Origin of the sequence: Actinacidiphila yeochonensis CN732, assembly GCF_000745345.1 — a bacterium.
In the GTDB taxonomy this organism is placed as follows: Bacteria; Actinomycetota; Actinomycetes; order Streptomycetales; family Streptomycetaceae; genus Actinacidiphila; species Actinacidiphila yeochonensis.
The window spans coordinates 2,968,814-2,991,135 of sequence record NZ_JQNR01000005.1; the positions used below are offsets into that span (position 1 = coordinate 2,968,814).

The window sequence follows — 22,322 nt, forward strand, 5'->3', positions numbered from 1 at the left end:
CGCCCCGGGGCCCCGCCCGCCCGGCCCGCCCGGCCGGCCCGCCGGACAGCGGCCCGTCGTCCGGCAGCGGTCCGGCAGCGCTCCGGCCTCCGCCGGGCAGCGGCGCGGCGAGGGCCGAGCCGGCTCCACCCCGACCGGTCCGCACCCCTCCGTGTCCCTTCATGCTCCTCCGCGCCCGTCCGGAAGCACCCGGTCGGCGGCATCCCCCGCGGGCCCCGGGCCGGATAGGGTTTCCCGCGCACGTGACGGACAAGCGCGGACAAGGGTGGGTATGGAGAATCCGGCGCCGTACATATGGCCGGCCAACGAGCTGGAAGAGGTGCTGAGCGCCAGCCTGGGCAACCCCGCGGCCACGCCCAGGCTGCTGGAGGTGCTCGGCCGCTCGCACGTGTGGGTGCCGCTGCCGAACGGCGGCAGCCCGGACTCGGTCGAACTCGACCTGCCCACGATGGAGCTGGGCGGCGCGCTGTTCGTGCCGGTGTTCAGCTCCGAGCAGCAGTTCCGGCTGGCCGCCGAAGGCATGTCGTGCACGGTGGCGCCGGTCCAGGAGTTCGCCCGCGGCCTGCCGCCGCAGCTGGGCATCGCGGTCAACCCCGGCGGCGCGGTCGGGGTGCCGCTGCCGCCCGCGGCCGTGGCCCGGCTGTGCCGGCCCGCGGCGGGGGAGCGCGGCGCGGAGACCGCTTCCGGCGCGCGGGTGCGGCTGTGGGAGCCGGACCACGAGAGCGAACCGGTGGACTTCCTGGCCGCGGCGGCCGGCGAGTTCGCGGTGACCCCGGTGGTGCTCAGCGCCCGGCGGGCCATGGCGGTGGTCGAGGACGACCCGCCGGCGCTCTTCGTCGGGGTCGAGCTGGACGGCTGGCAGGAGGGCGACCGGGCCGCCGCCCTGGACGCGCTGGGCCGGGCCGCGGGCACCGCGCTGCCGCCCTGGCCGGTCCACCTGATCCTCCTGGACCTGGCCCAGGACCCGGTCGGCGACTGGATGCTCGACAGGGTGCAGCCGTTCTTCACCCGCGACTGAGCCCGCGACTGAGCCCGGGCCCGGGGCCGGGTCCCCGACGGACCCGGTCCCGGGCCGGGCGGCGCGCGGAACCCGCGGACGGGGACCGGCGCACACCCGGTGGGCCGGGCACGTTCAGCGGACCTGTACGCGCCGTATATCCGGAAGCGGTTGAGTCGGTCGACGTTCCACCGCGAACCCCCACCTGATTTGATGGCGGGCGACGTGAGGTGAACGCAAGGACGAGGGGAAAGGGGCGGTCCCACGTGATCGCGGGCGCGCAAGGCGGTGCGGCGCCGGCCGGCCAGGTGGAGCAGTCGCTGCTCCAGGTGGCACCCGGCCGGTTCGACGCATACGAGAACCTGCTCGCGTCGCTGGCCGAGGGCCAGGTGTGGATGCTGCTCTGGCACGGCTCGCCGGGCTCACCGGACGCGCGGTACGGCTCCATGCAACTGGACGGGTACGGCTACACGCCCTGCTTCAGCTCGCCGCGCGAGCTGGCCGCCAGCGGGTGGAACCGCGACCACGAGGTGGTCTCCGGCCGCGAGATCGCCCAGTGCCTCTACCCCGACCGGCTCGGCCTGTGGATCAACCCGCACGCGGCCGGCGGCGGGATCGGCGTGCCCTGGGCCGACCTGCGCCGGGTGGCGGTCGGCCTCGACGTGCTGCCGGCCGGGCCGCTCCAGATCGGCGAGCCCTCCCTGCCGCTGCCCGAGTTCCACGCCCTGCTCGCCCAGGCCGCCCACCGCACACCCGTCGTGCGCGGCCTGCGCCAGGCGTGGGTGCAGCCGGTCCTGGGCGAGCCGTACCTGGCCGTCGGCGTGGAGGTGCACGACGGCGCCCCGCAGGCGGCGGAGTCGGTGCGGATGATGATGCAGCAGGCGGTGGCCGGGGTGCCCGACGGCGTCGCCGTCTCCACGGTGTCGCTGGCCGACCCGTACGACCCCGTGGCCCTGTGGATGCGTACCTTCGGCCGGCCCATCTTCGACCGCTGAGGCCGGTACGGCCGTCGCCGCGGGAGGGCCGCAGGACCGGAGGGCGGGGCCGGAGCCGGGGAGGGCCGGAGGGGCGAGCCGTCCGGCACGGCCCGGTGGGTTCCGCGCCGTACCTGGTTGGGCCGTACCCGGTTGGGCCGGGCCATGCACTACGGCGGGCGAACCGCTGGGCCCGGCCCCGCGCGCTGCCGGGCCAGGCCGGGACGCTGTCCGACGCCCAGCCGGGCCCAGTCGGCACCCTGCCCCGACGCCCCCAGCGGCCCCGGCCGATCCCCGAACCGTCCCGCCGCGCGCTCAGCCCGCGAGCGCCGCGTCCAGCAGCCCCAGCGGCGGGCTGCCCAGCTCCAGCAGCGCCGCGTGGAAGCGCTTGAGCGTGAAGCCCGAACCCCACTGCGCCCGGGCGCGTTCGCGCAGCCGCAGGATCTCCAGCTTCCCCCAGGTGTAGCGGCCGTACGCGGCGTCGAACGTGCCGCGCCGGGCCTCCGAGGCCGCCGCGGCCGGCGACAGGTGGGCGTCGCGGACGAAGAGCTCCGTGGCGTCGTCCAGGGTCAGCGCCCCGGTGTGCAGCCCGATCGCGCAGCTGAGCCGGGTGACCCGGACCAGCGCCTCCAACGCCACGCCCACCGCGAACCGCGGGTCGTCGGCCCGGAACCCCTCCTCCAGGCAGACCTCCTCCGCGTAGTGCGCCCACCCCTCGGTGAAGGACAGGCCGTGCAGCAGCCGCCGCACCGGCCCCGCGGCCCGGCGCAGCGCCCGGCCGTGCGCGAAGTGCCCGGGCGCCACCTCGTGGACGGTGATCGCCGGCAGGCTGGTGCGGCTGAAGACGGTCAGCCACTCCTCCTGCTCCTCCTCCGGCCACGACGGGTCCGGCGGCGTCACGTGGTACCAGGACGGGGCGTCCCGCTCGCCCGGCGCGGCCCACGTCATCATCGCCATCGCCCAGCTCCGCGACGCCGGGGCCGGGCCGACCGCGCACTCGCCGTCGGTGTGCGGGGCGAGCCCAAGGTCCCGGGTGAAGGCGATCACCTCCTCGGTGAGCCGGGCCGCCTCCGGGACGACCTCGTCGGCGGCCGGGTGGTCGGCCAGCAGCTCCGGGATCAGCGACGCCACACTCCGGCGCGCGTCCAACTCGGCGCAGGCGCGCGCCAGCATCTCCTCCAGCCGGGCGCGCTCCCGCGCGGCCTCCGACGCCAGCCGGGCGAGGTCGACCTCCAGGCCCTCCTGCGAGCCCATCAGCGCGGCCAGCGCCGGTCCGCCCAGCCGCGGATCGGGGTCGCCGTGCGCGGCGGTCCGTTCCAGGTGGGTGGTGAGCCGGGCGTGCGCCCGCAGCGCGGCGGCGGCCTCGGCGCCGCTCTCCGGGTCGACCCCCTCCGTCAGGCCGCGGACCGCGCCGAGCAGCGCCCCCGCGACCGGAGCCGGCACCAGGTCCAGCGAGGCCAGGGCGGCGTCCACGGCGTCCGGCCACCGCGCCAGGTGGCGGCGCCGGGCCCGCTCGCGCTCCTTCGCCGGGGCGTACTCGCGGTCGTAGGTGGCCAGTTCGAGGTTGGACAGGTGCGGGTAGGGGCTGCGGCGGTGCAGTTCGAGGTCGCCGTACTGGACGCGCAGGGCCCGTTCGAAGACGGCGAGGTGGGCCTCGTCGTGGGCGTCGCGCAGCGGCCCGGTGCCGCGCGCCCGCTCCAGCGCGGCGAGCGCGGCCCGCACGCCGTCCGGTGAGAGGTCCTGCACCCGCCCGTCGTACTCATGCAGGCCGGACATCTCCCTGGCCTGGGGCACCATCAGGTCACACACCGCACGCAGCCGCTCGTTCACGGCATGACCGTACCCCGGCCGGACGAACGGGTAACAAACGGTCCGTCAGAAGATCACAGTTGCGCATCCCTTCCCGGCGGGGGCTGGCGGGTGATCGCGAGCGGGCAGAAGAATCCAGCGGCAGGAGGTCCTGGAAAGTGCATGTCAAAAGGATTTCCGGGTCCGACGCTGGACGGGCCGGCCGACCACTGTGCGACCGGCCGCGCGGCCTGCCGGGCGGCGAACAGCGGTACGAGTGAAGTCGGCTTGAAAGAACGGCTGTTGCGCGACCAGACCGGTCGCGGGGAGCCGCGAAGAGTGCGACACGGAGTGACGTCCGCGCCGTTGTCGGCGGGCGGTCGCGCGGCGGCGAGCGGTACGAACGGCGGCCCGCGGCGGTACGGCGGGCGGGCGGCACAGCGCGGCACGCACGTCGAAACAGGCACCGAGCAGCACGGATCAGAGCACCGAGCAGAGCACGGATCAGCACCGAGCAGAGCACGGATCGGCACGGATCAGCACCGAGCGGCACCGCACCCGGCAGTACCGGGCGGCGCCGAGCGGTATCGCACCTGACGGCGCCGAGTAGCACCAGCCAGCAGTGGGTAGCACCGGGCAGTACCAGGCACATTCCGAACGGGCGCGGAGCCGGCGCCGAAGAGGCCCCAAGGGCCGTCGAGCAGGCGCGGGACAGCACCGAGAACAGCCGCAGGACAGCACCAGCAGAGCACTGAACAGGGCACCGAGCAGAGCACTGAGCAGGGCACCGAGCAGCAACTGGCAACAGCGGGGTCCGAGCCGCCACCGCGGCCGGGCGCGCGCTGGCAGCCCGCCGGCGAGAGGGGTCGTCACCACCATGACCGCACCGATCGAGACCACCCCGGGACAGGCCGAGGCCCAGCCCGAGGCTGTCCTGAGCGGGGCCGGGCCGAGCCTGATCGAGGGGCGCTCCCTCGGCCAGATCGCCTGGCGGCGCTTCCGGCGGGACAAGGTGGCCGTGGCGGGCGGCATCGTCGTCATCCTGCTGGTGCTGCTGGCCGTGCTGGCCCGGCCGATCGAGTCGATCTTCGACCTCGACCCGGACAAGTTCCACCAGAACCTGGTCGACCCGAACCTGCTCGCCCCCAAGGGCGGCTGGGGCGGCGTCAGTTGGGCGCACCCGCTGGGCGTGGACCCGTTGTACGGGCGGGACATGCTCTCCCGCATCATCGAGGGTTCGTGGCTGTCGCTGCTGGTGGCCACCGGCGCGACCGTGCTGTCCAACGTGATCGGCACCGTCCTCGGCGTCGTCGCCGGCTACTACGGCGGCTGGGTGGACAGCCTGATCAGCCGGCTGATGGACATCTTCCTCGCCTTCCCGCTGCTGCTGTTCGCCATCTCGATCTCCGCGGCCCTCCAGGACGGCGCCTTCGGGCTGAGCGGGCTGTGGCTGCACGTGTGGGTGCTGATCTTCGTGATCGGCTTCTTCAACTGGCCCTACATGGGCCGGATCGTGCGCGGCCAGACGCTCAGCCTGCGCGAGCGGGAGTTCGTCGAGGCGGCACGCAGCCTGGGCGCCCGCGGGCCGTACATCCTCTTCCGGGAGCTGCTGCCGAACCTCGTGGCGCCGATCCTCGTGTACTCCACGCTGCTGATCCCCACGAACATCCTCTTCGAGGCCGGCCTGAGCTACCTCGGCGTCGGCATCGCCCCGCCCCAGGCGTCGTGGGGCAACATGCTCACCGACGCCGTGACGTACTTCGAGATCGACCCGATGTTCATGGTCGTGCCCGGTGCGGCCATCTTCATCACCGTCCTCGCCTTCAACCTGCTCGGCGACGGGCTGCGCGACGCGCTCGACCCGCGCGGCAAGTAGGCCCGCACCCCTGCTCCCCACCCGCATCCGCACCGCCGAACCGCCGGCGCCGCCGCCCATCCCCGCGGCCGGCCTGGCTCTGCACCACCCACCGATCAGGAGGTCGTCCTCGGCATGAAAACGAGCAAAGCGACAGCGGCGCTGGCGCTGGTCACCGCCTTCGCCCTGGGGGTGTCGGCCTGCGGCGGCAAGGGCGGCGGCAGCCACGCCACGTCCAACGGCAAGGGCGGCACCGGAGCCACCGCCGGGCAGAACGCCGCACTGACCAGCATCGTGAACCAGTCCTCCAAAAAGGGCGGCACGGTCACGATGGAGGACTCCGACACGCCGGACTCCCTCGACCCCGGCAACACCTACTACGGCTGGGTGCAGGACTTCTCCCGGCTGTACTCCCGCCCGCTGCTGACCTTCAAGCCGGCCGCGGGCAGCGACGGCCTGACCGTCGTCCCCGACCTGGCGACGGGCCTCGGCAAGCCCAGCGCCGACGCCAAGACCTGGACCTACACCCTGCGCAGCGGCGTGAAGTTCCAGGACGGCACCCCGGTGACCTCCAAGGACGTCAAGTACGCCGTCGAGCGCAGCAACTTCGCGCCCGAGGCGCTCTCCAACGGCCCCACGTACTTCAAGGCGTACCTGGCCGACGACGCCAAGTACCCCGGCCCGTACAAGGACAAGGACCCGAACGGGCTGGCGTCGATCGAGACGCCGAACGACAGCACGATCGTCTTCCACCTCAGCAAGCCGTTCGCGGACTTCGACTACCTGGCGACGTTCGCGCAGACCGCCCCGGTGCAGCAGTCCAAGGACACCGGCGCCTCGTACGTCAACCACATCCAGTCCACCGGCCCGTACATGTTCCAGTCCTACCAGGACGGCCAGGGCGCGACGCTGGTGCGCAACCCGCAGTGGTCGGCGGCCAACGACCCGATCCGCAAGGCGCTGCCGGACAAGATCACCCTGAAGTTCAAGGTGAACCCGACCACCGTCGACGACGACCTGCTCGCCGACGACAGCACCGTGGACGCGGCCGGCACCGGCGTGCAGCCGCAGACGCAGCCCAAGCTGCTCACGCAGCCGCAGTACAAGGCCAACAGCGACGACCCGTACGCGGGCGCCACGCAGTACCTGGCGATCGACTCGAAGGTCGCGCCGTTCGACAACATCCACTGCCGCAACGCGGTGGAGTACGGCATCGACAAGGCGTCCGTGCAGCAGGCGTTCGGCGGTCCCTCGCACGGCGACGTCGCCAGCACGCTGCTGCCGCCGACCGTCAACGGCTACAGCAAGTTCGACCTCTACCCGTCCGCCGGCGACAAGGGCGACGTGGCGAAGGCGAAGTCCGAGCTGGCCGCGTGCGGCAAGCCCGGCGGGTTCTCGATGAACATCACCGCCCGCTCGGACCGGCCCACCGAGGTCGCCATGGCCACCGCGATCCAGCAGTCGCTGAAGGCCGTCGGCATCAACCTCACCATCAAGCAGTACCCGGCCGGCAAGTACTTCTCGAACTTCGTCGGAGTGCCCGACTACGTGCACTCGCACCAGCTGGGCCTGATGCTGATGGCGTGGGGCTCCGACTGGCCCACCGGCTACGGCTTCCTGGACCAGATCGTGGACGGCAGCGCCATCAAGCCCTCGGGCGGCAACAACCTGATGGAGCTGAACGACCCGAAGATCAACGAGGCGCTGTCGGCGGCGATCGCCAACACCGACGCGGCGGCCCGCACCAAGGCGTGGGGCGACATCGACAAGATGGTCAACCAGACCGCCACCGTCGTGCCGCTGATCTACCGCAAGAACCTGCTGTACCGGCCGCCGTCCGCCACGAACGTGACCGTCACCCAGGCGTACCTCGGCATCTACGACTACACCCTGCTCGGCTCCTCCAAGTAGCCGTGGCGAACGACGGACACGAGTCGACTCCGAAAGGCAGGTGAAGGCGTCGGGGCCGCCGGGCACCCCCCGCGCGGCGGCCCCGACGCCGGACAACTGTGGCTGCGTACATCATCCGACGCGTGATCGCGGCGATCGTGCTGCTGCTGGTGGTCAGCGCAGTCACCTTTGCGATCTTCTTCCTCGTGCCGCGTCTCGCCGGGCAGACCACCACCCAGCTCGCCACGCAGTACGTCGGCAAGGACGCCAACCCCGCCTCGATCGCCGCGGTCAAGAAGAACCTCGGCTTCGACCTGCCGCTGTACGACCAGTACTGGCACTTCATCAAGGGCATCGTGGTGGGCGCGGACTACAAGTTCGGGCCGGACGCCGCCAAGTGCCACGTGCCGTGCTTCGGCTACTCCTTCAAGAGCCACGTCGAGGTGTGGCCCAACCTCAAGTCCCGTATCCCGGTGACGCTCTCGCTGGCCGTCGGCGCCGCCGTGCTGTGGGTGCTCTCCGGCGTGGCCGTGGGCGTGGTCTCGGCGCTGCGGCGCGGCTCGGTCTTCGACCGGCTCTCCATGGGCACGGCACTGGCCGGGGTCTCGCTGCCGATCTTCTTCACCGGCCAACTCGCCCTGGCCCTCTTCGACTTCCAGTGGGGTGTGTGGAACGTCCACTACGTGCCCCTCACCCAGGACCCGGCGCAGTGGGCGTGGAACCTGATCCTGCCGTGGGTCAGCCTGGCCTTCCTCTACTCCGCGCTGTACGCCCGGCTCACCCGGGCGGGCATGCTGGAGACGATGAACGAGGACTACATCCGCACCGCCCGCGCCAAGGGGCTGCCGGAGCGGACCGTGGTCGTCAAGCACGGCCTGCGCTCCGCCCTCACCCCCATCGTGACGATCTTCGGCATGGACTTCGGACTGCTGATCGGCGGCGCGCTCCTCACCGAGCAGGTCTTCTCCCTGCAGGGCATCGGCAACTACGCGGTGGGCGCCGTCACCGACAACGACCTGCCCAAGATCCTCGGCGTCACCATGGTGGCCGCGTTCTTCATCGTGGTCTGCAACCTCCTGGTCGACGTCGTGTACGCCTTCCTCGACCCCCGCGTGAGGTACTCGTGAGCACCGACGGCAACAGCAGCGAGGCGCTGCGGAAGGACCTGCCGGCCGACCCGGCCGGTCCGGCGGACCGGCCCGAGGGCGCGGTGCCCGCACCGCGGCCGGCCGCCGGGGACGCCGACGCCGAGCGGTCCGCGCCCGACCCGGACGCGTACCTGTCGGTGCGCGACCTGCGGGTCCACTTCGACACCGACGACGGCCTGGTCAGGTCCGTCGACGGGCTCAGCTTCGACCTGCGGCGCGGCCGTACGCTCGGCATCGTCGGCGAGTCCGGCTCCGGCAAGTCCGTCACCTCGCTCGGCGTCATGGGCCTGCACCGCGGCGCGCGGGCCCACGTCTCGGGCGAGGTCTGGCTCGACGGCGAGGAGCTGGTGGGAGCCCGGCCCGAGGCCGTACGGCGGCTGCGCGGGCGGAAGATGGCGATGATCTTCCAGGACCCGCTGTCGTCGATGCACCCCTACTACACCGTGGGCGCGCAGATCGTGGAGGCCTACCGGGTGCACCACAAGGTGCCGAAGAAGGCGGCCACCGAACGGGCGCTGGAGATGCTGGACCGGGTCGGCATCCCCGAACCGAGGAAGCGCCTCCGGGACTACCCGCACCAGTTCTCCGGCGGTATGCGGCAGCGCGCCATGATCGCCATGGCGCTGGTGAACAACCCCGAGCTGCTGATCGCCGACGAGCCCACCACCGCCCTCGACGTGACCGTGCAGGCCCAGATCCTGGACCTGATCCGCGACCTCCAGCAGGAGTTCGGCTCCGCCGTCATCATGATCACCCACGACCTCGGGGTGGTCGCGGAGGTCGCCGACGACCTGCTGGTGATGTACGCCGGCCGGGCCATCGAACGCGGCACCGCCGAGCAGCTCTTCACCCGGCCCCAACACCCCTACACCTGGGGCCTGCTGGGCTCCATGCCGAGGCTGGACCGGGACCGCGCCGAGCGGCTGACCCCGGTCAGGGGCGCCCCGCCGAGCCTGATCAACGTGCCCGGCGGCTGCGCCTTCCACCCGCGCTGCCCCTACGCCGAACTGACCGGCGGGCTGTCGCAGAACGCCGTACCCCGACTGCGCGAGGCGGCCCGGGACACCTCGCCGCCTGCCACCTGGCCGACGGCGAGCGGTCCCGGATCTGGACCGAAGAGATCGAACCGAAGCTGTGAAGGGCCAGGACGAAGCAGTGGCGGAGAACAGCCTCCCGGCAGCGAACGACCCCGCGGCGGACCCTGCGGCCAACGACCCCGCTGCGGCCCCCGCGGCCGACGACCCCGCGGCCAATGACCTCGCGGCCAACGACCCCGCCCCGGAAGGATCGGACGCGGAAGGATCGGACGCGGAAGCGCCCGCCGCGCAGGTGCCCGCCGCGCGGACGGCACCGGCCAAGGCCGGGCCGGCCGGGGCCGGTTCCGGGCCGGCCCGGCCGACCGGTGAACCCCTGCTGCGGGTCAGCGGGTTGACCAAGCACTTCCCGATCCTCCAGGGCCTGCTGCGCCGCCAGGTCGGCGCCGTACGGGCGGTGGACGGCGTCGACTTCGAGGTCGCGGCCGGCGAGACGCTGGGCGTGGTCGGCGAGTCCGGCTGCGGCAAGTCCACCATGGGCCGGCTGATCACCCGCCTGCTCGAACCGACCAGCGGCCGGGTGGAGTTCGACGGCCGCGACATCACCCACCTGAGCGCCGGGGCGATGCGGCCGCTCCGCCGCGACGTGCAGACGATCTTCCAGGACCCCTACTCCTCGCTGAACCCGCGCCACACCATCGGCACCATCGTGGGCACACCGTTCCGGTTGCAGAAGGTCGCCACCGAGCACGGGGTGAAGAAGGAGGTGCAGGGGCTGCTGGAGCTGGTCGGCCTCAACCCCGAGCACTACAACCGCTATCCGCACGAGTTCTCCGGCGGCCAGCGGCAGCGCATCGGCATCGCCCGCGCCCTGGCGCTGCGGCCGAAGCTGGTGGTGGCCGACGAGCCGGTCTCCGCGCTCGACGTCTCCATCCAGGCGCAGGTGGTGAACCTCCTCGACGACCTCCAGTCCGAACTCGGCCTGACCTACGTGATCATCGCGCACGACCTCTCGGTGATCCGGCACGTCTCGGACCGGATCGCGGTGATGTACCTCGGCAAGGTGGTCGAACTCGCCGACCGCGAGGCCCTGTACACCACGCCCTTCCACCCCTACACCCGCGCCCTGCTGTCGGCCGTGCCGGTGCCGGACCCGAAGCGGCGCCAGCGCGCCTCGGCCCCGGCGCCCGGATCGGGCGGGGAGCCCGCGGCGGCGGGCGGACGCATCCTGCTCACCGGCGACGTCCCCTCGCCGATCGCCCCGCCCTCCGGCTGCCGCTTCCGCACCCGCTGCTGGAAGGCCACCGACCTGTGCGCGGAGCAGGAGCCGCCGCTGGCCGCCCTGGCCACCGGCCACCAGGTCGCCTGCCACTTCCCGGAGAACGCCCCGGAGCGGACCGGGGGGAACACCCCGGAGAAGGCACCGGTCTGAGGTTCCCGCCCCCGGTCGCCCCGCGTCGCCCCGGTCGCGCCGGTCCGCCCCGGTCGCGGGGCCTCGCCCTGCCGCCGTACGGGCGGGGGCGGGCGCCGCCGGTCTCAGGACAGGCCGGCGGCGCGGGCGCGATCCACGGCGGGGCCGATCGCCTCGACGAGCGCGGCCACGTCCTGCGCGGTGGAGGTGTGGCCGAGCGAGAACCGCAGGGTGCCGCGGGCCTCGTGCGGGCTGCGCCCCATGGCCAGCAGGACGTGGCTGGGCTGCGCCACCCCCGCGGTGCACGCCGACCCCGTGGAGCAGGCGATGCCCTGGGCGTCCAGCAGCAGCAGCAGCGCGTCGCCCTCGCAGCCGGGGAAGGTGAAGTGGGCGTTCGCGGCCAGCCGGCCCTCCGGTGACGGGTCGCCGTTGAGTACGGCGTCCGGGACCGCCGCCCGCACGCCCGCGACGAGGTCGTCGCGGAGCGCGCCCACCTCGCGGACGAAGTCCTCGCGCCGCTCGGCCGCCAGCGCGGCGGCCGTGGCGAACGCGGCGACGGCCGGCACGTCCAGCGTGCCGGAGCGGCTGCGCTCCTGGTCGCCGCCGTGCAGCAGCGGCACGGGGGTGTCCTCGCGGCGCAGCAGCAGGGCGCCCACCCCGTAGGGGCCGCCCACCTTGTGGCCGGTGACCGCCATCGCGTCCAGCCCGCTGGCCGCGAAGCCGACCGGCAGCTGGCCGAAGGCCTGCACCGCGTCCGCGTGCATGGGCACGCCGAACTCCTGCGCCACCTCGGCCAGTTCCCGCACCGGCAGGACCGTGCCGACCTCGTTGTTGGCCCACATCGCCGTCACCAGGGCCACGTCGTCGGAGCGCTCCAGGGCGGCCCGCAGCACCTCGGGCAGCACCCGCCCGTACCCGTCGACGGGCAGCCACTCCACGACCGCGCCCTCGTGGTCGGCCAGCCAGTGCACCGCGTCGAGCACGGCGTGGTGCTCCACCGGGCTGGCCAGCACCCGCACCTTGCGCGGGTCGGCGGCGCGGCGGGCCCAGAACAGGCCCTTCACGGCGAGGTTGTCGGCCTCGGTGCCGCCGCTGGTGAAGACGACCTCGCTGGGCCGGGCGCCCAGCGCGGCGGCCAGCGTCTCGCGGGACTCCTCGACGGTGCGCCGCGCCCGCCGCCCGGCGGCGTGCAGTGCGGAGGCGTTCCCGGTCACCGTGAGGTGCGCGGTCATCGCCTGGACCGCCTCCGGGAGCATGGGCGTGGTGGCGGCGTGGTCGAGGTAGGCCATGGTGGGTCGATTCTACGGTCGGGCCGGGTCGCCCGGACACGCTGTACCCGGCCACGTGTTCCAGCGGTGTGTCGACTGCCGTGCCGACCGCCGTGCCCGCGACCGTTCGGGGGCCTGCCGGGCGGGGCGGTCAGCGGCCCTTCGGCGCGGCCCCTTCGGTACGACCGTCGGCTCTGCCCTTCGGCCGGGGGCCGGTCGCCGGCACCTTCGGGGCCCGCCCCGGCAAAGGGCCGGCGGTCAGCCGCGGGGGGCGCGGGCCAGCTGGCGGGACTGCGCCACGAGGCGCCCCGCGCTGTCCCAGACCTCGCCGTCCTCCTCCAGCAGTCCGCCCGCCAGGTTCCGGGTGGCGAGCGCGACCCGCACCGGGCCGGGGGCCGGGCGGCAGCGCAGGTGGACGGTCAGCTCCAGGGTCGGCGTCCAGCCGCTGAGGCCCAGGTCGAAGGCGGTCGGCGGCAGGGCGTCCACCGCCAGCAGCAGGGAGAGCGGGTCGTGGTCGCGGCCGTCGGCCAGGCCCAGGAAGCCGCGTATCCGGCCGTCACCCGAGGGCGCGCCGAGCGCCCATCCGGCCGTCGCCGGGTCCAGGCGGAGGTCGAGCCGGTCCAGGATCGCGGTGGAGCCCGGCACCGGGTTGCCCTCGGGGGCGTCGTCGGCCGACACGCAGCCGTCGTAGCCGGGCATGTCCGGCGGGGCGGCCGAGGTGCGCACGTCGTCGGGCAGGCCGTCGAGGTCCCCGAACGCGCCGATGACCCGCAGCCGCTCGACCTCCCGGCCGTCCTCGTCGTACTGGAGCAGCGACGCCTGGCCGGTGGACATGCTCCGGCCGGTCCGCACCACCTCGGTCCGCACCCACGCCGGACCGGGCTGGGACGGGGTGAGGTAGTGCGCCGTCACCGTCAGCGGGTCCGGGTGCGGCAGGGCGGCGGCCAGCGCCCGCGCGGCCACGGCCAGCAGGTAGCCGCCGTTCACGGCCGCGATGATCGTCCAGCCCGCGGAGAGGGAGGCGTCGTACACGCCGGGCTCGCCGGGACGCGGCCGTACCGCGGTGTCCCGGTCGAACTCGCTGGCGGACGTGCTGGCGGGCGCGCTGGCGGACGTGTTGCCGGAGGCGCCGTCGGAGCCGTGGTCGACGTCGTGGTCGGACGGGCTGTCGCCGAGGGCCGGATCAGTGGCCGGTGCGGATGCCATGCGGTGATGTTACCCATCGGTAGAGAGGGACTGTCCAGATCCCTCGCGGCAACGCTGAGCAAGCGCTTGTTCTTCCCGGATGCCTCCCCGTGCTCCCCAGCGCTGCCCCGGCGCTCCCCTTCCCCGGCCGGCGGTACGGGGCGGTACGGGCCGGTACGGGGCGGTACGGAAAAGCCCGGGCGGGGCCCGGCGGGGCGGCCGTTACCCTGGAGCGGTGAGCGACTTCCCCAACCAGCCCCCGCGCCGGCTGCGCGTGCTCGCCGCCATGAGCGGTGGCGTGGACTCCGCCGTCGCCGCCGCCCGCGCCGCCGAGGCGGGGCACGACGTGACCGGGGTGCACCTCGCCCTGTCCGCCAACCCCCAGAGCTTCCGCACCGGCGCCCGCGGCTGCTGCACCGTCGAGGACTCCCGCGACGCCCGCCGCGCCGCCGACGTGATCGGCATCCCCTTCTACGTCTGGGACCTCGCCGAACGGTTCCGCGAGGACGTGGTCGAGGACTTCGTCGCCGAGTACGCCGCCGGCCGCACCCCCAACCCCTGCCTGCGCTGCAACGAGAAGATCAAGTTCGCCGCCCTGCTCGACCGCGCCCTCGCGCTGGGCTTCGACGCGGTCTGCACCGGCCACTACGCCAACGTCGCCACCGCCCCCGACGGCACCCGCGAGCTGCACCGCTCCGCCGACGCCGGCAAGGACCAGAGCTACGTGCTCGGCGTGCTGGACCAGCGGCAGCTCGCGCACGCCATGTTCCCGCTCGGCGACACCCGCGCCACCAAGGACGAGATCCGGGCCGAGGCGGAGCGGCGGGGCCTCGCGGTCGCCCGCAAGCCCGACAGCCACGACATCTGCTTCATCGCCGACGGCGACACGCAGGGCTTCCTGGCCCGCCGCCTCGGCTCGCAGGAGGGCCCGATCCTCGACGAGGAGGGCGCGGTCGTCGGCACCCACGAGGGCGCCTACGCCTTCACCGTCGGCCAGCGCAAGGGCCTGCGCCTGGGCGTGCCCGCGGCCGACGGCAAGCCCCGCTACGTGCTGGACATCTCACCGGTGAACAACACCGTCACGGTGGGCCCGGCCGAGGCACTGGAGGTCACCGCGCTCACCGCGGTCCGGCCGCGCTGGTGCGGCGCGCCGCCCGAGGGGCCGGTCCGCTGCACCGCCCAGCTGCGCGCGCACGGCGAGGACGTGGCCGTCACCGCCGAAGCGGACGGCGACACCCTCGCGGTGGCCTTCGACGAGCCGGTGCGCGGGGTCGCCCCCGGCCAGGCCGTCGTCCTCTACGACGGCACCCGGGTGATCGGCTCGGCCACCATCGCCGCCACCGACCGGACCGCCCGCACGCCCGCTCCCACCGGAAGGACCGCATGACCGACAGCGCCGCCACCCGCACCACCCCGACCCCCGCGACGGCGGCGCCCGAGGCGGCCGCCGCGTCGACGCCGGGGGAGCGGGCGGTGCGGCCGATGAACGTCTGCGTCTTCCTCTCCGCCGCCGACCTGGAGCCCCGCTACACCGAGCCCGCGCGCGAGTTCGCCCGCCTGCTCGGCGCCGGCGGCCACACCCTGGTGTGGGGCGGGTCGGAGACCGGCCTGATGAAGGTGGTCGCCGACGGCGTCCAGGAGACCGGTGGCCGACTGGTCGGGGTGTCCGTGGAGTTCCTGCGGGCCAAGGCCCGTGCCGACGCCGACGAGATGGTCGTCGCCGCCGACCTCGCCGAGCGCAAGGCCGAACTGCTGCGCCGCTCCGACGCGGTGGTCGTGATGGTCGGCGGCGCCGGCACCCTCGACGAGGCCACCGAGATCATCGAGCTGAAGAAGCACGGCCTGCACGCCAAGCCCGTGGTGCTGCTCAACAGCGCCGGCTTCTACGACGGCCTGGAGCAGCAGCTGCGCCGCATGGAGGCCGACGGCTTCCTGCCGCTGCCGCTGTCCGAGCTGGTCCACTTCGCCACGGACGGCGCCGCCGCCCTCGCCTACCTCCAGGAGCACGTGTGAGCGCCGCCCCCGACCGCACCGACAGCCCCCGCGTCCACCTGGTCACCGGCGGCGGGTCCGGCATCGGCACCGCGGTCGCCCGGCGGCTGCTGGCCCGGGGCGACGAGGTCTGGCTGCTGGCCCGCGACGCCGGCCGGGCCCGCCAGCTCGCCGAGGCCCTGCCCGGCGCGCACACCCTCGTCGGCGATCTCGCCGAGCCGGCCCGGCTGTCCTGGGCGCTCGGCCACCAGGCGCCCCCGGACCGGCTCGACTCGCTGCTGCACGTGGCGGGGGTGGCCGAGCTGGGGCCGGTCGGGGACCTCACCCCGAAGATCTGGAACGAGATCCTGGCCGTCAACCTGGTCGGCCCGGCCGAGCTCACCCGGCTGCTGCTCCCGCAGCTCAGGCTCAGCCGCGGCAGCGTGGTCTTCGTCAACTCCGGCGCCGGGCTCAGCGCCTCCCCGGAGTGGAGCGCCTACGCTGCCAGCAAGCACGGCCTGAAGGCACTGGCCGACGCGCTGCGGGCCGAGGAGCGCGACAACGGGGTTCGGGTCACCTCCGTCTACCCCGGGCGCACCGCCACCCCCATGCAGGAGAAGATCCACCGCCAGGAGGGCCGCGCGTACGACGCGAGCCGGCTGATCGACCCCGAGTCGGTGGCCACCGCCCTGCTGACCGCCGTCGACCTGCCGCGCGACGCCGCGCTCACCGACGTCTCCGTCCGCCCCGGACTCTGACAGCGGCCCCGTTCCCGGCCCGTACCGCCCCGCCCGGGGCCGTTCCGGCCGGGAACGGCCCCGCCCCGGCGGCGTCACGCACCCGTACCGCCCCCGCGGCGTCGCGTCCCGACCTCGTCCCGGGCCGGGTTCGGCGCCCGCGCCGGGCCGCGCCGCCCGCCCGACCGCATAAGGTGCGGGCGTGAGCACCACAGCGACCCCCGAGACCCCCAGCCCGTTCACGCTGCCGGAAGCCGCCGCCACAGGCGTCGGCTCGATGCCCGGCACCGACACCCGCGAAGCCGCGAAAGTGGCCGTGGAGGCCGTCGGGACGCTGCCGTTCCTGCCCGAGCTGCCCGCCCGCGGCCCCGGCGCCGACATGATCGGCCGCACCCTCGGCATGCTCGTCGAGCTGTACGCCCGGGTCGAGCCCAGCGGCTGGCGGTTCGGCGACCGGCCCGGCCGCGACACCCGCCGGGCCCGCTCCTGGCTCGGCGAGGACCTCGACGCGCTGGAGGAGTACACCCAGGGCTACGAGGGCCCGTTGAAGGTCCAGGCGGTCGGCCCCTGGACGCTCGCCGCCGCCGTGGAGACGCACAACGGCGAGGCCGCCCTGCGCGACCCGGGCGCCTGCCGGGACCTGGCCGCCTCGCTCGCCGAGGGCCTCACCGCGCACCTGCGCGAGGTGCGCCGCCGGGTGCCGGGCGCCCGCCCGCTGCTCCAGCTCGACGAGCCCTCCCTCACCTCGGTGCTGCTCGGCCAGGTGGCCACCGCCAGCGGCTACCGCACCCACCGGGCGGTGGACCGGGCCGTCGTCGAGGGCTCGCTGCGCGACCTGGTGGCCGCGGCGGGCGCCGCCGGGGCCGACGTCGTCGTCCACTCCTGCGCCCCCGGCGTCCCGTTCGGGCTGCTCCGCCGGGCCGGCGTGGCCGGCGTCTCCTTCGACTTCTCCCTGCTCACCGAACGTGACGACGACGCCATCGGCGAGGCCGCGGAGGGCGGCACCGCGCTGCTCGCCGGTGTCGTGCCCGGCACCGACGCCGCGTTGTCGGACCCAGCCGGTAGCGTCAGTGGTGTCCGGGCGCTGTGGCGCAGGCTGGGGCTGGATCCGGGGGCGTTGGCGCGCTCCGTGGCCGTCACCCCGTCCTGCGGTCTGGCGGGGGCCACACCGGCCTACGCCCGTGCCGCGCTCACGCACTGCGCGAGGGCCGCACGCTCGCTCGCCGACAACCCGGAGTGATCGAAGCCGACGCCGCGGCCGTCCCGCCCGCGGCCCGAGGAGGGACGACAGACGTGGCAGCCGAGCAGGAGGCCGACGGCACCGTCGGCGCGGAGATCCCCGCCGAGGCCCGTGAGGAGCACGCACGCCTGGCCGAGCAGGTCGAGGAGCACCGCTTCCGTTACTACGTCAACGACGCCCCGGTCGTCAGCGACGCCGAGTTCGACCGGCTGCTGCGCCGCCTGGAGGCGGTCGAGGAGGAGCACCCCGGCCTGCGCACCCCCGACTCGCCCACCCAGAAGGTGGCCGGTGCCTACGAGACGGAGTTCACCTCCGTCCAGCACCGCGAGCGGATGCTCTCGCTGGACAACGCCTTCACCCCCGAGGAGCTGGGCACCTGGGCCGAGCGCGTCGGCGCCGAACTCGGCCCGCCGGACAACGCGCACAGCCCCTACCACTTCCTGTGCGAGCTGAAGGTCGACGGCCTGGCCGTCAACCTCACCTACGAGGAGGGCCGGCTCACCCGCGCCGCCACCCGGGGCGACGGCCGCACCGGCGAGGACATCACGCCGAACGTGCGCACCATCGCCGACATCCCCGACCGGCTGGCCGGCGAGCGGGTGCCCGCGCTGGTGGAGGTCCGCGGCGAGGTCTACTTCCCGGGCGACCGCTTCGAGGAGCTCAACGCCCGTCTCGTCGAGGCCGGCGAGAAGCCCTTCGCCAACCCGCGCAACGCCGCCGCCGGCTCGCTGCGCCAGAAGGACCCGCGGGTCACCGCGAGCCGGCCGCTGCGCATGGTCGTCCACGGCATCGGCGCCCGCGAGGGCTTCGCCGTCGAGAGCCAGTCGCACGCCTACGAGCTGCTGCGCGAGTGGGGCCTGCCGACCTCCGCGCAGGCCAGGACGGTCGGGACGCTGGCCGCCGTCCGCGAGTTCATCGCCTACTACGGCGAGCACCGGCACGCCGTCGAGCACGAGATCGACGGCGTCGTCGTCAAGGTGGACGAGATCCCGCTCCAGGGCCGGCTCGGCTCCACCTCCCGCGCCCCGCGCTGGGCGATCGCCTGGAAGTACCCGCCGGAGGAGGTCAACACCCGGCTGGTCGACATCCGGGTGGGCGTCGGCCGCACCGGCCGGGTCACCCCCTACGCCGTGGTGGAGCCGGTGACCGTGGCCGGCTCGGAGGTCGAGTTCGCCACCCTCCACAACCAGGAGGTGGTGAAGAAGAAGGGCGTCCTGATCGGCGACACGGTGGTGCTGCGCAAGGCCGGCGACGTCATCCCGGAGATCCTCGGCCCGGTCGCCGACCTGCGGGACGGCACCGAGCGCGCGTTCGTGATGCCCGAGCGCTGCCCCGACTGCGACACCCCCCTCCAGCCGATGAAGGAGGGGGACATCGACCTGCGCTGCCCCAACGCCCGCTACTGCCCGGCTCAGCTGCGCGAGCGGATCTACTACCTGGCCGGCCGCCGCTGCCTGGACATCGAGGCGTTCGGGTACGTCGCGGCCACCGCCCTCACCCAGCCGCTGGAGCCGGCCGAGCCGCCGCTGCGGGACGAGAGCGACCTCTTCTCGCTCGACATCGAGCAGCTGCTGCCGATCCGCTCCCACGTGCTGGACCAGGACACCGGCCTGCCCAAGCGCGATCCGGAGACCGGCGAGCCGAAGGTCGTCACCTTCTTCGCCAACCAGAAGGGCGAGCCGAAGAAGAACGCGCTGGCCATGCTGGAGAACATCGCCGCCGCCAAGGACCGCCCGCTGGCCCGGATCATCACCGGCCTGTCGATCCGCCACGTCGGCCCGGTCGCCGCCGAGGCGCTGGCCCGCGAGTTCCGCGACCTGGACCGCATCATGCAGGCCGAGGAGGCCGAGCTGGCCGCCGTCGACGGGGTCGGGCCCACCATCGCCGCGTCCGTGAAGCAGTGGTTCGCCGAGGAATGGCACCGGGAGATCATCGACAAGTGGCGCGCCGCCGGCGTCCGGTTCACCGAGGAGGGCTCGGACGAGGGACCGAGGCCGCTGGAGGGGCTCACCGTCGTCGTCACCGGTACCCTCGCCGGCCACACCCGGGACGGCGCGAAGGAGGCGCTGGCCTCCCGCGGCGCCAAGGTCACCAGCGCCGTCTCGAAGAAGACGGGCTTCGTGGTCGTCGGCGACAACCCCGGCTCGAAGTACGACAAGGCCGTCCAGCTGAAGGTGCCGGTGCTGGACGAGGCGGGTTTCGCCGTCCTCCTGGACGAGGGCCCCGAGGCCGCCCGGGACGCCGCGGTGAACCCCGCGGAAAGCGAGGGCGAACAGGAGTGAGCCGGTCCCGTGCGCGGCCCGCCAGCCGCGCCCGGTTCAGCTGAGAGACCGCCACATTCACTCGATCGGCCCATATCAGAAAGGGGAGTTCGCCGGCGCGTCCAGGGGAACGCATTCCGGCAATGGGAGTCGATCGGTGTCCGCGCCGTGCCGCCGCGCCCTACTGTTGAGGGGTGCTCATGTCGGAGCACCGACATCGCAGCGGCCAGGCGGTACCGCCCGGCCTGCCCGGCACCCGAAAGGTGCCACCAGGCTGTGAGAGGGAACGGGCATGGAAGCCAACGCAAGCGCCGCGGGGGCATCGCCGCCGGCCGCCGGCACGCCCGCGGCCGTGCTCCCCGCCCGGGTCGCGGCCCTGGCGCGACGGGCGCTGCCCGCGCTGGCCGCGGCCGCCCTCGCCACCGCCCTGGGCGGCGTGCTCGTCCGGGGCCGCCCGCTGTTCCCGCACGGCGCCGTCGGCTGGTCGCTGGCGGTGCTGACCGGGCTCGTCGTCGGCCACCTGGTCGCGATGGGCCGCGACCGCTGGTGGGGCGGCACCGGATCGGGTGCCGCCCTGGTCCTCGCGGTCCTGCTGCTCTACGGCTGGGCGCCCGCCGGCCTGGTCAGCCTCGCCGTGGTGGTGCTGGTCGGGGCCGCCCGGCGGCACCGCTGGCGGCAGGCCGTCCTGCACGGGGCCATCGACGTCCTCGGTATCGGCGCCGCCGCCCTCGTCCTTGACCTGTGCGGCCGGCACCCCTCCGTCGAGCACCCCTGGCGGCCCGACGGCTGGAGCTGGACGGCGCTGCCGACCGTCACCGTCACCGCCCTGGCCTACCTCGCCGCCACCCGCGTGCTGCTCTGGGCGGCGTTCGCCCCCCGCCGCGGCGGCCTGCCCACCGTGGCCCGCACCGCGCTGCTGCGGCAGGGCATGGTCGGCGCCGCCCTGCTGGGCATCTCCCCGCTGATCCTGGTGGTCGCCGCGCACGCGCCGCTGCTGCTGCCGCTCTTCTCGGTGCCGCTGATCGCCCTGGACTCCACCCTGTGGATCGCCCACGCCCGCGCCGAGGAGCAGCTGCGGGACCCGCTCACCGGCCTGCCCAACCGGCAGTGGCTGCTGGAGCGGGCCTGGTCGGCGATCGACTGCGCCCGCGGCGGCGACGAGAAGGTCGGGCTGATCCTCATCGACCTCGACAAGTTCCGCTCGGTCAACGACACCCTCGGCCACCTCGCCGGCGACCGGCTGCTGCTGCAGACCGCCGACCGGCTGCGGCTGGCCCTGCCGCGCGGCGCGGAGGCGGCCCGGCTCGGCGGCGACGAGTTCGCGGTGCTGCTGCCCGACTGCGGCTCCGCCACCCGCGCCCAGCGGGTGGCCCGCGCCGTGGTCGCGGCGCTCGGCTCCCCGCTGAGCCTGGACGGGCTGACGCTGGTGCTGGAGGCGAGCGCCGGCGTCAGCGTCTTCCCCGACCACGCGCCCGACGCGGAGGGCCTGCTGCGCCGCGCCGACGTCGCGATGTACCAGGCCAAGCGGGAGCGCAGCGGCGCCGAGGTCTACGAAGCGGCCCGCGACGCCAACACCCCCGACCGGCTGGGCCTCCTCGGCGACCTGCGCCGCGCCCTGGACGCCGGCGAGGTCGAACTCCACTACCAGCCCAAGGTGTACTTCGACGGCCGGGTGGCCGGCCTGGAGGCCCTGGTGCGCTGGGTGCACCCCGAACGGGGCCGGGTCAGCCCGGAGGAGTTCATCACCATGGCGGAGACCTCCGGGCTGATGCCCCGGCTGACCGAGTACGTCCTGGACACCGCCCTCGCCCAGGTGGCGCGCTGGCGCCGGATGGGCCTGGAGGTGCCGGTCGCGGTGAACGTCTCCCCGCGCGACGTGCGCAGCCCCGGCTTCGCCGGCGCGGTCGCCGCGCGGCTGGCCCGCCACCAGGTGCCGCCCTGCGCGCTCCAGCTGGAGATCACCGAGCACGTGCTGCTGGAGGACCCGCAGCGGGCCGCCGACACCCTCAACGGCCTCACCGGCCACGGGGTGCGGATGTCCCTGGACGACTTCGGCACCGGCTACTCCTCGCTGGTGCACCTGCGGCGGCTGCCGGTCAGCGAGCTGAAGATCGACCGCTCCTTCGTGGCCCGGCTCTGCGCCGACGCCGAGGACGCCGAGATCGTGCGCTGCACCGTCGACCTCGCCCACTCGCTGGGGCTCACGGTCGTCGCCGAGGGCGTCGAGGACGACGAGACCTGGGAGCGGCTGCGGGACATGCGCTGCGACGCCGTCCAGGGCTGGCTGGTGTCCGCAGCGATGCCGCCCGAGGAGGCCACGGCCTGGCTGCGGGCCCGCGGCCACGGCGCCGACCGGCCCGCCATCGCCGCCGCCCCGCCCCCGCCGCCCCAGCCCCCGGCGCCCGGTAGCCGGCGGGGCTCTCCGGCCGGTCGTCAGCCGCGTCGTCGGCGGGCTCTGCGGCTGGTCGTCGGCGGGGGCGTCGGCGGGGCGTCGGCGGGGTCGTCGGCGGGGTTGCCGGCGGCCGGTCGTCCGCGGCCGGGTGAAGCCGGTGGGGGGCGGGTG

The 22,322-nt window shown here is 74.5% G+C and carries 14 protein-coding genes and 2 pseudogenes; 13 read left to right on the forward strand and 3 right to left on the reverse strand.

The features are described 5' to 3' along the window. Nucleotides 1-271: 271 nt before the first annotated feature. Together BS72_RS24385 and BS72_RS24390 are read left to right on the forward strand one after the other, a co-directional pair. Nucleotides 272-1,018: an enhanced serine sensitivity protein SseB gene (locus BS72_RS24385; protein WP_037913592.1), complete on the forward strand. Its 747-nt coding sequence runs from the start codon at nt 272-274 to the stop codon at nt 1,016-1,018. 245 nt (nt 1,019-1,263) lie between these two features. After that, complete coding sequence (locus BS72_RS24390) at nt 1,264-1,992, forward strand: enhanced serine sensitivity protein SseB C-terminal domain-containing protein (protein ID WP_037913594.1); 729 nt, start codon at nt 1,264-1,266, stop codon at nt 1,990-1,992. A 294-nt stretch (nt 1,993-2,286) separates the two neighbouring features. Here BS72_RS24390 and BS72_RS24395 read toward each other — a convergent pair whose 3' ends face one another. Beyond that, the gene (locus tag BS72_RS24395) at nt 2,287-3,801 is read right to left on the reverse strand and encodes a DUF885 family protein (RefSeq protein ID WP_037913596.1); all 1,515 of its coding nucleotides are present in this window, start codon (nt 3,799-3,801) and stop codon (nt 2,287-2,289) included. 835 nt (nt 3,802-4,636) lie between these two features. On the opposite strand from BS72_RS24395, the gene BS72_RS24400 reads away from it, so the two are divergent. The 5 genes and pseudogenes from BS72_RS24400 to BS72_RS24420 all read left to right on the forward strand — a co-directional run bounded on the left by BS72_RS24400 (nt 4,637) and on the right by BS72_RS24420 (nt 11,118). Then, on the forward strand, nt 4,637-5,635 hold the full coding sequence (locus BS72_RS24400) for an ABC transporter permease (protein ID WP_037913598.1): 999 nt from the start codon (nt 4,637-4,639) through the stop codon (nt 5,633-5,635). Between the two features lie 114 nt (nt 5,636-5,749). Further along, the gene (locus BS72_RS24405; protein ID WP_037913600.1) at nt 5,750-7,525 is read left to right on the forward strand and encodes an ABC transporter substrate-binding protein; all 1,776 of its coding nucleotides are present in this window, start codon (nt 5,750-5,752) and stop codon (nt 7,523-7,525) included. A 98-nt stretch (nt 7,526-7,623) separates the two neighbouring features. Further along, nucleotides 7,624-8,631 carry an ABC transporter permease gene (locus BS72_RS24410; RefSeq protein WP_037913602.1) on the forward strand — a complete coding sequence of 336 codons (1,008 nt, stop codon included), beginning with the start codon at nt 7,624-7,626 and terminating at the stop codon, nt 8,629-8,631. Between the two features lie 83 nt (nt 8,632-8,714). Then, nucleotides 8,715-9,790 (forward strand): annotated as a pseudogene (locus BS72_RS24415) (ABC transporter ATP-binding protein). 191 nt (nt 9,791-9,981) lie between these two features. Further along, complete coding sequence (locus BS72_RS24420; protein WP_051952018.1) at nt 9,982-11,118, forward strand: ABC transporter ATP-binding protein; 1,137 nt, start codon at nt 9,982-9,984, stop codon at nt 11,116-11,118. Nucleotides 11,119-11,222: 104 nt separating this feature from the next. Here BS72_RS24420 and BS72_RS24425 read toward each other — a convergent pair whose 3' ends face one another. After that, entirely contained in the window at nt 11,223-12,386 is a 1,164-nt protein-coding gene (locus tag BS72_RS24425; protein WP_037913604.1) for a cysteine desulfurase family protein, read from the reverse strand. 237 nt (nt 12,387-12,623) lie between these two features. After that, the gene (locus tag BS72_RS24430) at nt 12,624-13,571 is read right to left on the reverse strand and encodes a thioesterase family protein (RefSeq protein WP_078901602.1); all 948 of its coding nucleotides are present in this window, start codon (nt 13,569-13,571) and stop codon (nt 12,624-12,626) included. A 214-nt stretch (nt 13,572-13,785) separates the two neighbouring features. On the opposite strand from BS72_RS24430, the gene mnmA reads away from it, so the two are divergent. The 6 genes and pseudogenes from mnmA to BS72_RS40010 all read left to right on the forward strand — a co-directional run. Continuing rightward, nucleotides 13,786-14,937 (forward strand): tRNA 2-thiouridine(34) synthase MnmA, encoded by a 1,152-nt coding sequence (gene mnmA / locus BS72_RS24435; protein WP_037913607.1) that lies wholly within the window; start codon nt 13,786-13,788, stop codon nt 14,935-14,937. A gap of 95 nt (nt 14,938-15,032) precedes the next feature. Continuing rightward, the gene (locus tag BS72_RS24440) at nt 15,033-15,563 is read left to right on the forward strand and encodes an LOG family protein (RefSeq protein ID WP_037917476.1); all 531 of its coding nucleotides are present in this window, start codon (nt 15,033-15,035) and stop codon (nt 15,561-15,563) included. Next, nucleotides 15,560-16,279, forward strand: a complete 720-nt coding sequence (locus BS72_RS24445; protein WP_051951624.1) for an SDR family oxidoreductase — start codon at nt 15,560-15,562, stop codon at nt 16,277-16,279. Before BS72_RS24440 ends, BS72_RS24445 begins: the two co-directional genes overlap by 4 nt. Nucleotides 16,280-16,460: 181 nt before the next feature. After that, entirely contained in the window at nt 16,461-17,498 is a 1,038-nt protein-coding gene (locus tag BS72_RS24450) for a methionine synthase (protein ID WP_078901603.1), read from the forward strand. Nucleotides 17,499-17,551: 53 nt separating this feature from the next. Beyond that, nucleotides 17,552-19,780 (forward strand): NAD-dependent DNA ligase LigA, encoded by a 2,229-nt coding sequence (ligA, locus tag BS72_RS24455; protein ID WP_037913609.1) that lies wholly within the window; start codon nt 17,552-17,554, stop codon nt 19,778-19,780. A gap of 271 nt (nt 19,781-20,051) precedes the next feature. Next, a pseudogene (locus BS72_RS40010) lies at nt 20,052-22,134 on the forward strand (putative bifunctional diguanylate cyclase/phosphodiesterase); the annotation flags it as partial. Between the last annotated feature and the right edge of the window lie 188 nt (nt 22,135-22,322).

Coding starts and splice junctions, on each gene's coding strand:
- BS72_RS24425 (WP_037913604.1), bottom strand. CDS start 12,386: ATGGCCTACCTCGACCACGCCGCCACCACGCCCATGCTCCCGGAGGCG.
- BS72_RS24405 (WP_037913600.1), top strand. CDS start 5,750: ATGAAAACGAGCAAAGCGACAGCGGCGCTGGCGCTGGTCACCGCCTTC.
- BS72_RS24385 (WP_037913592.1), top strand. CDS start 272: ATGGAGAATCCGGCGCCGTACATATGGCCGGCCAACGAGCTGGAAGAG.
- BS72_RS24440 (WP_037917476.1), top strand. CDS start 15,033: ATGAACGTCTGCGTCTTCCTCTCCGCCGCCGACCTGGAGCCCCGCTAC.
- BS72_RS24430 (WP_078901602.1), bottom strand. CDS start 13,571: ATGGCATCCGCACCGGCCACTGATCCGGCCCTCGGCGACAGCCCGTCC.
- BS72_RS24400 (WP_037913598.1), top strand. CDS start 4,637: ATGACCGCACCGATCGAGACCACCCCGGGACAGGCCGAGGCCCAGCCC.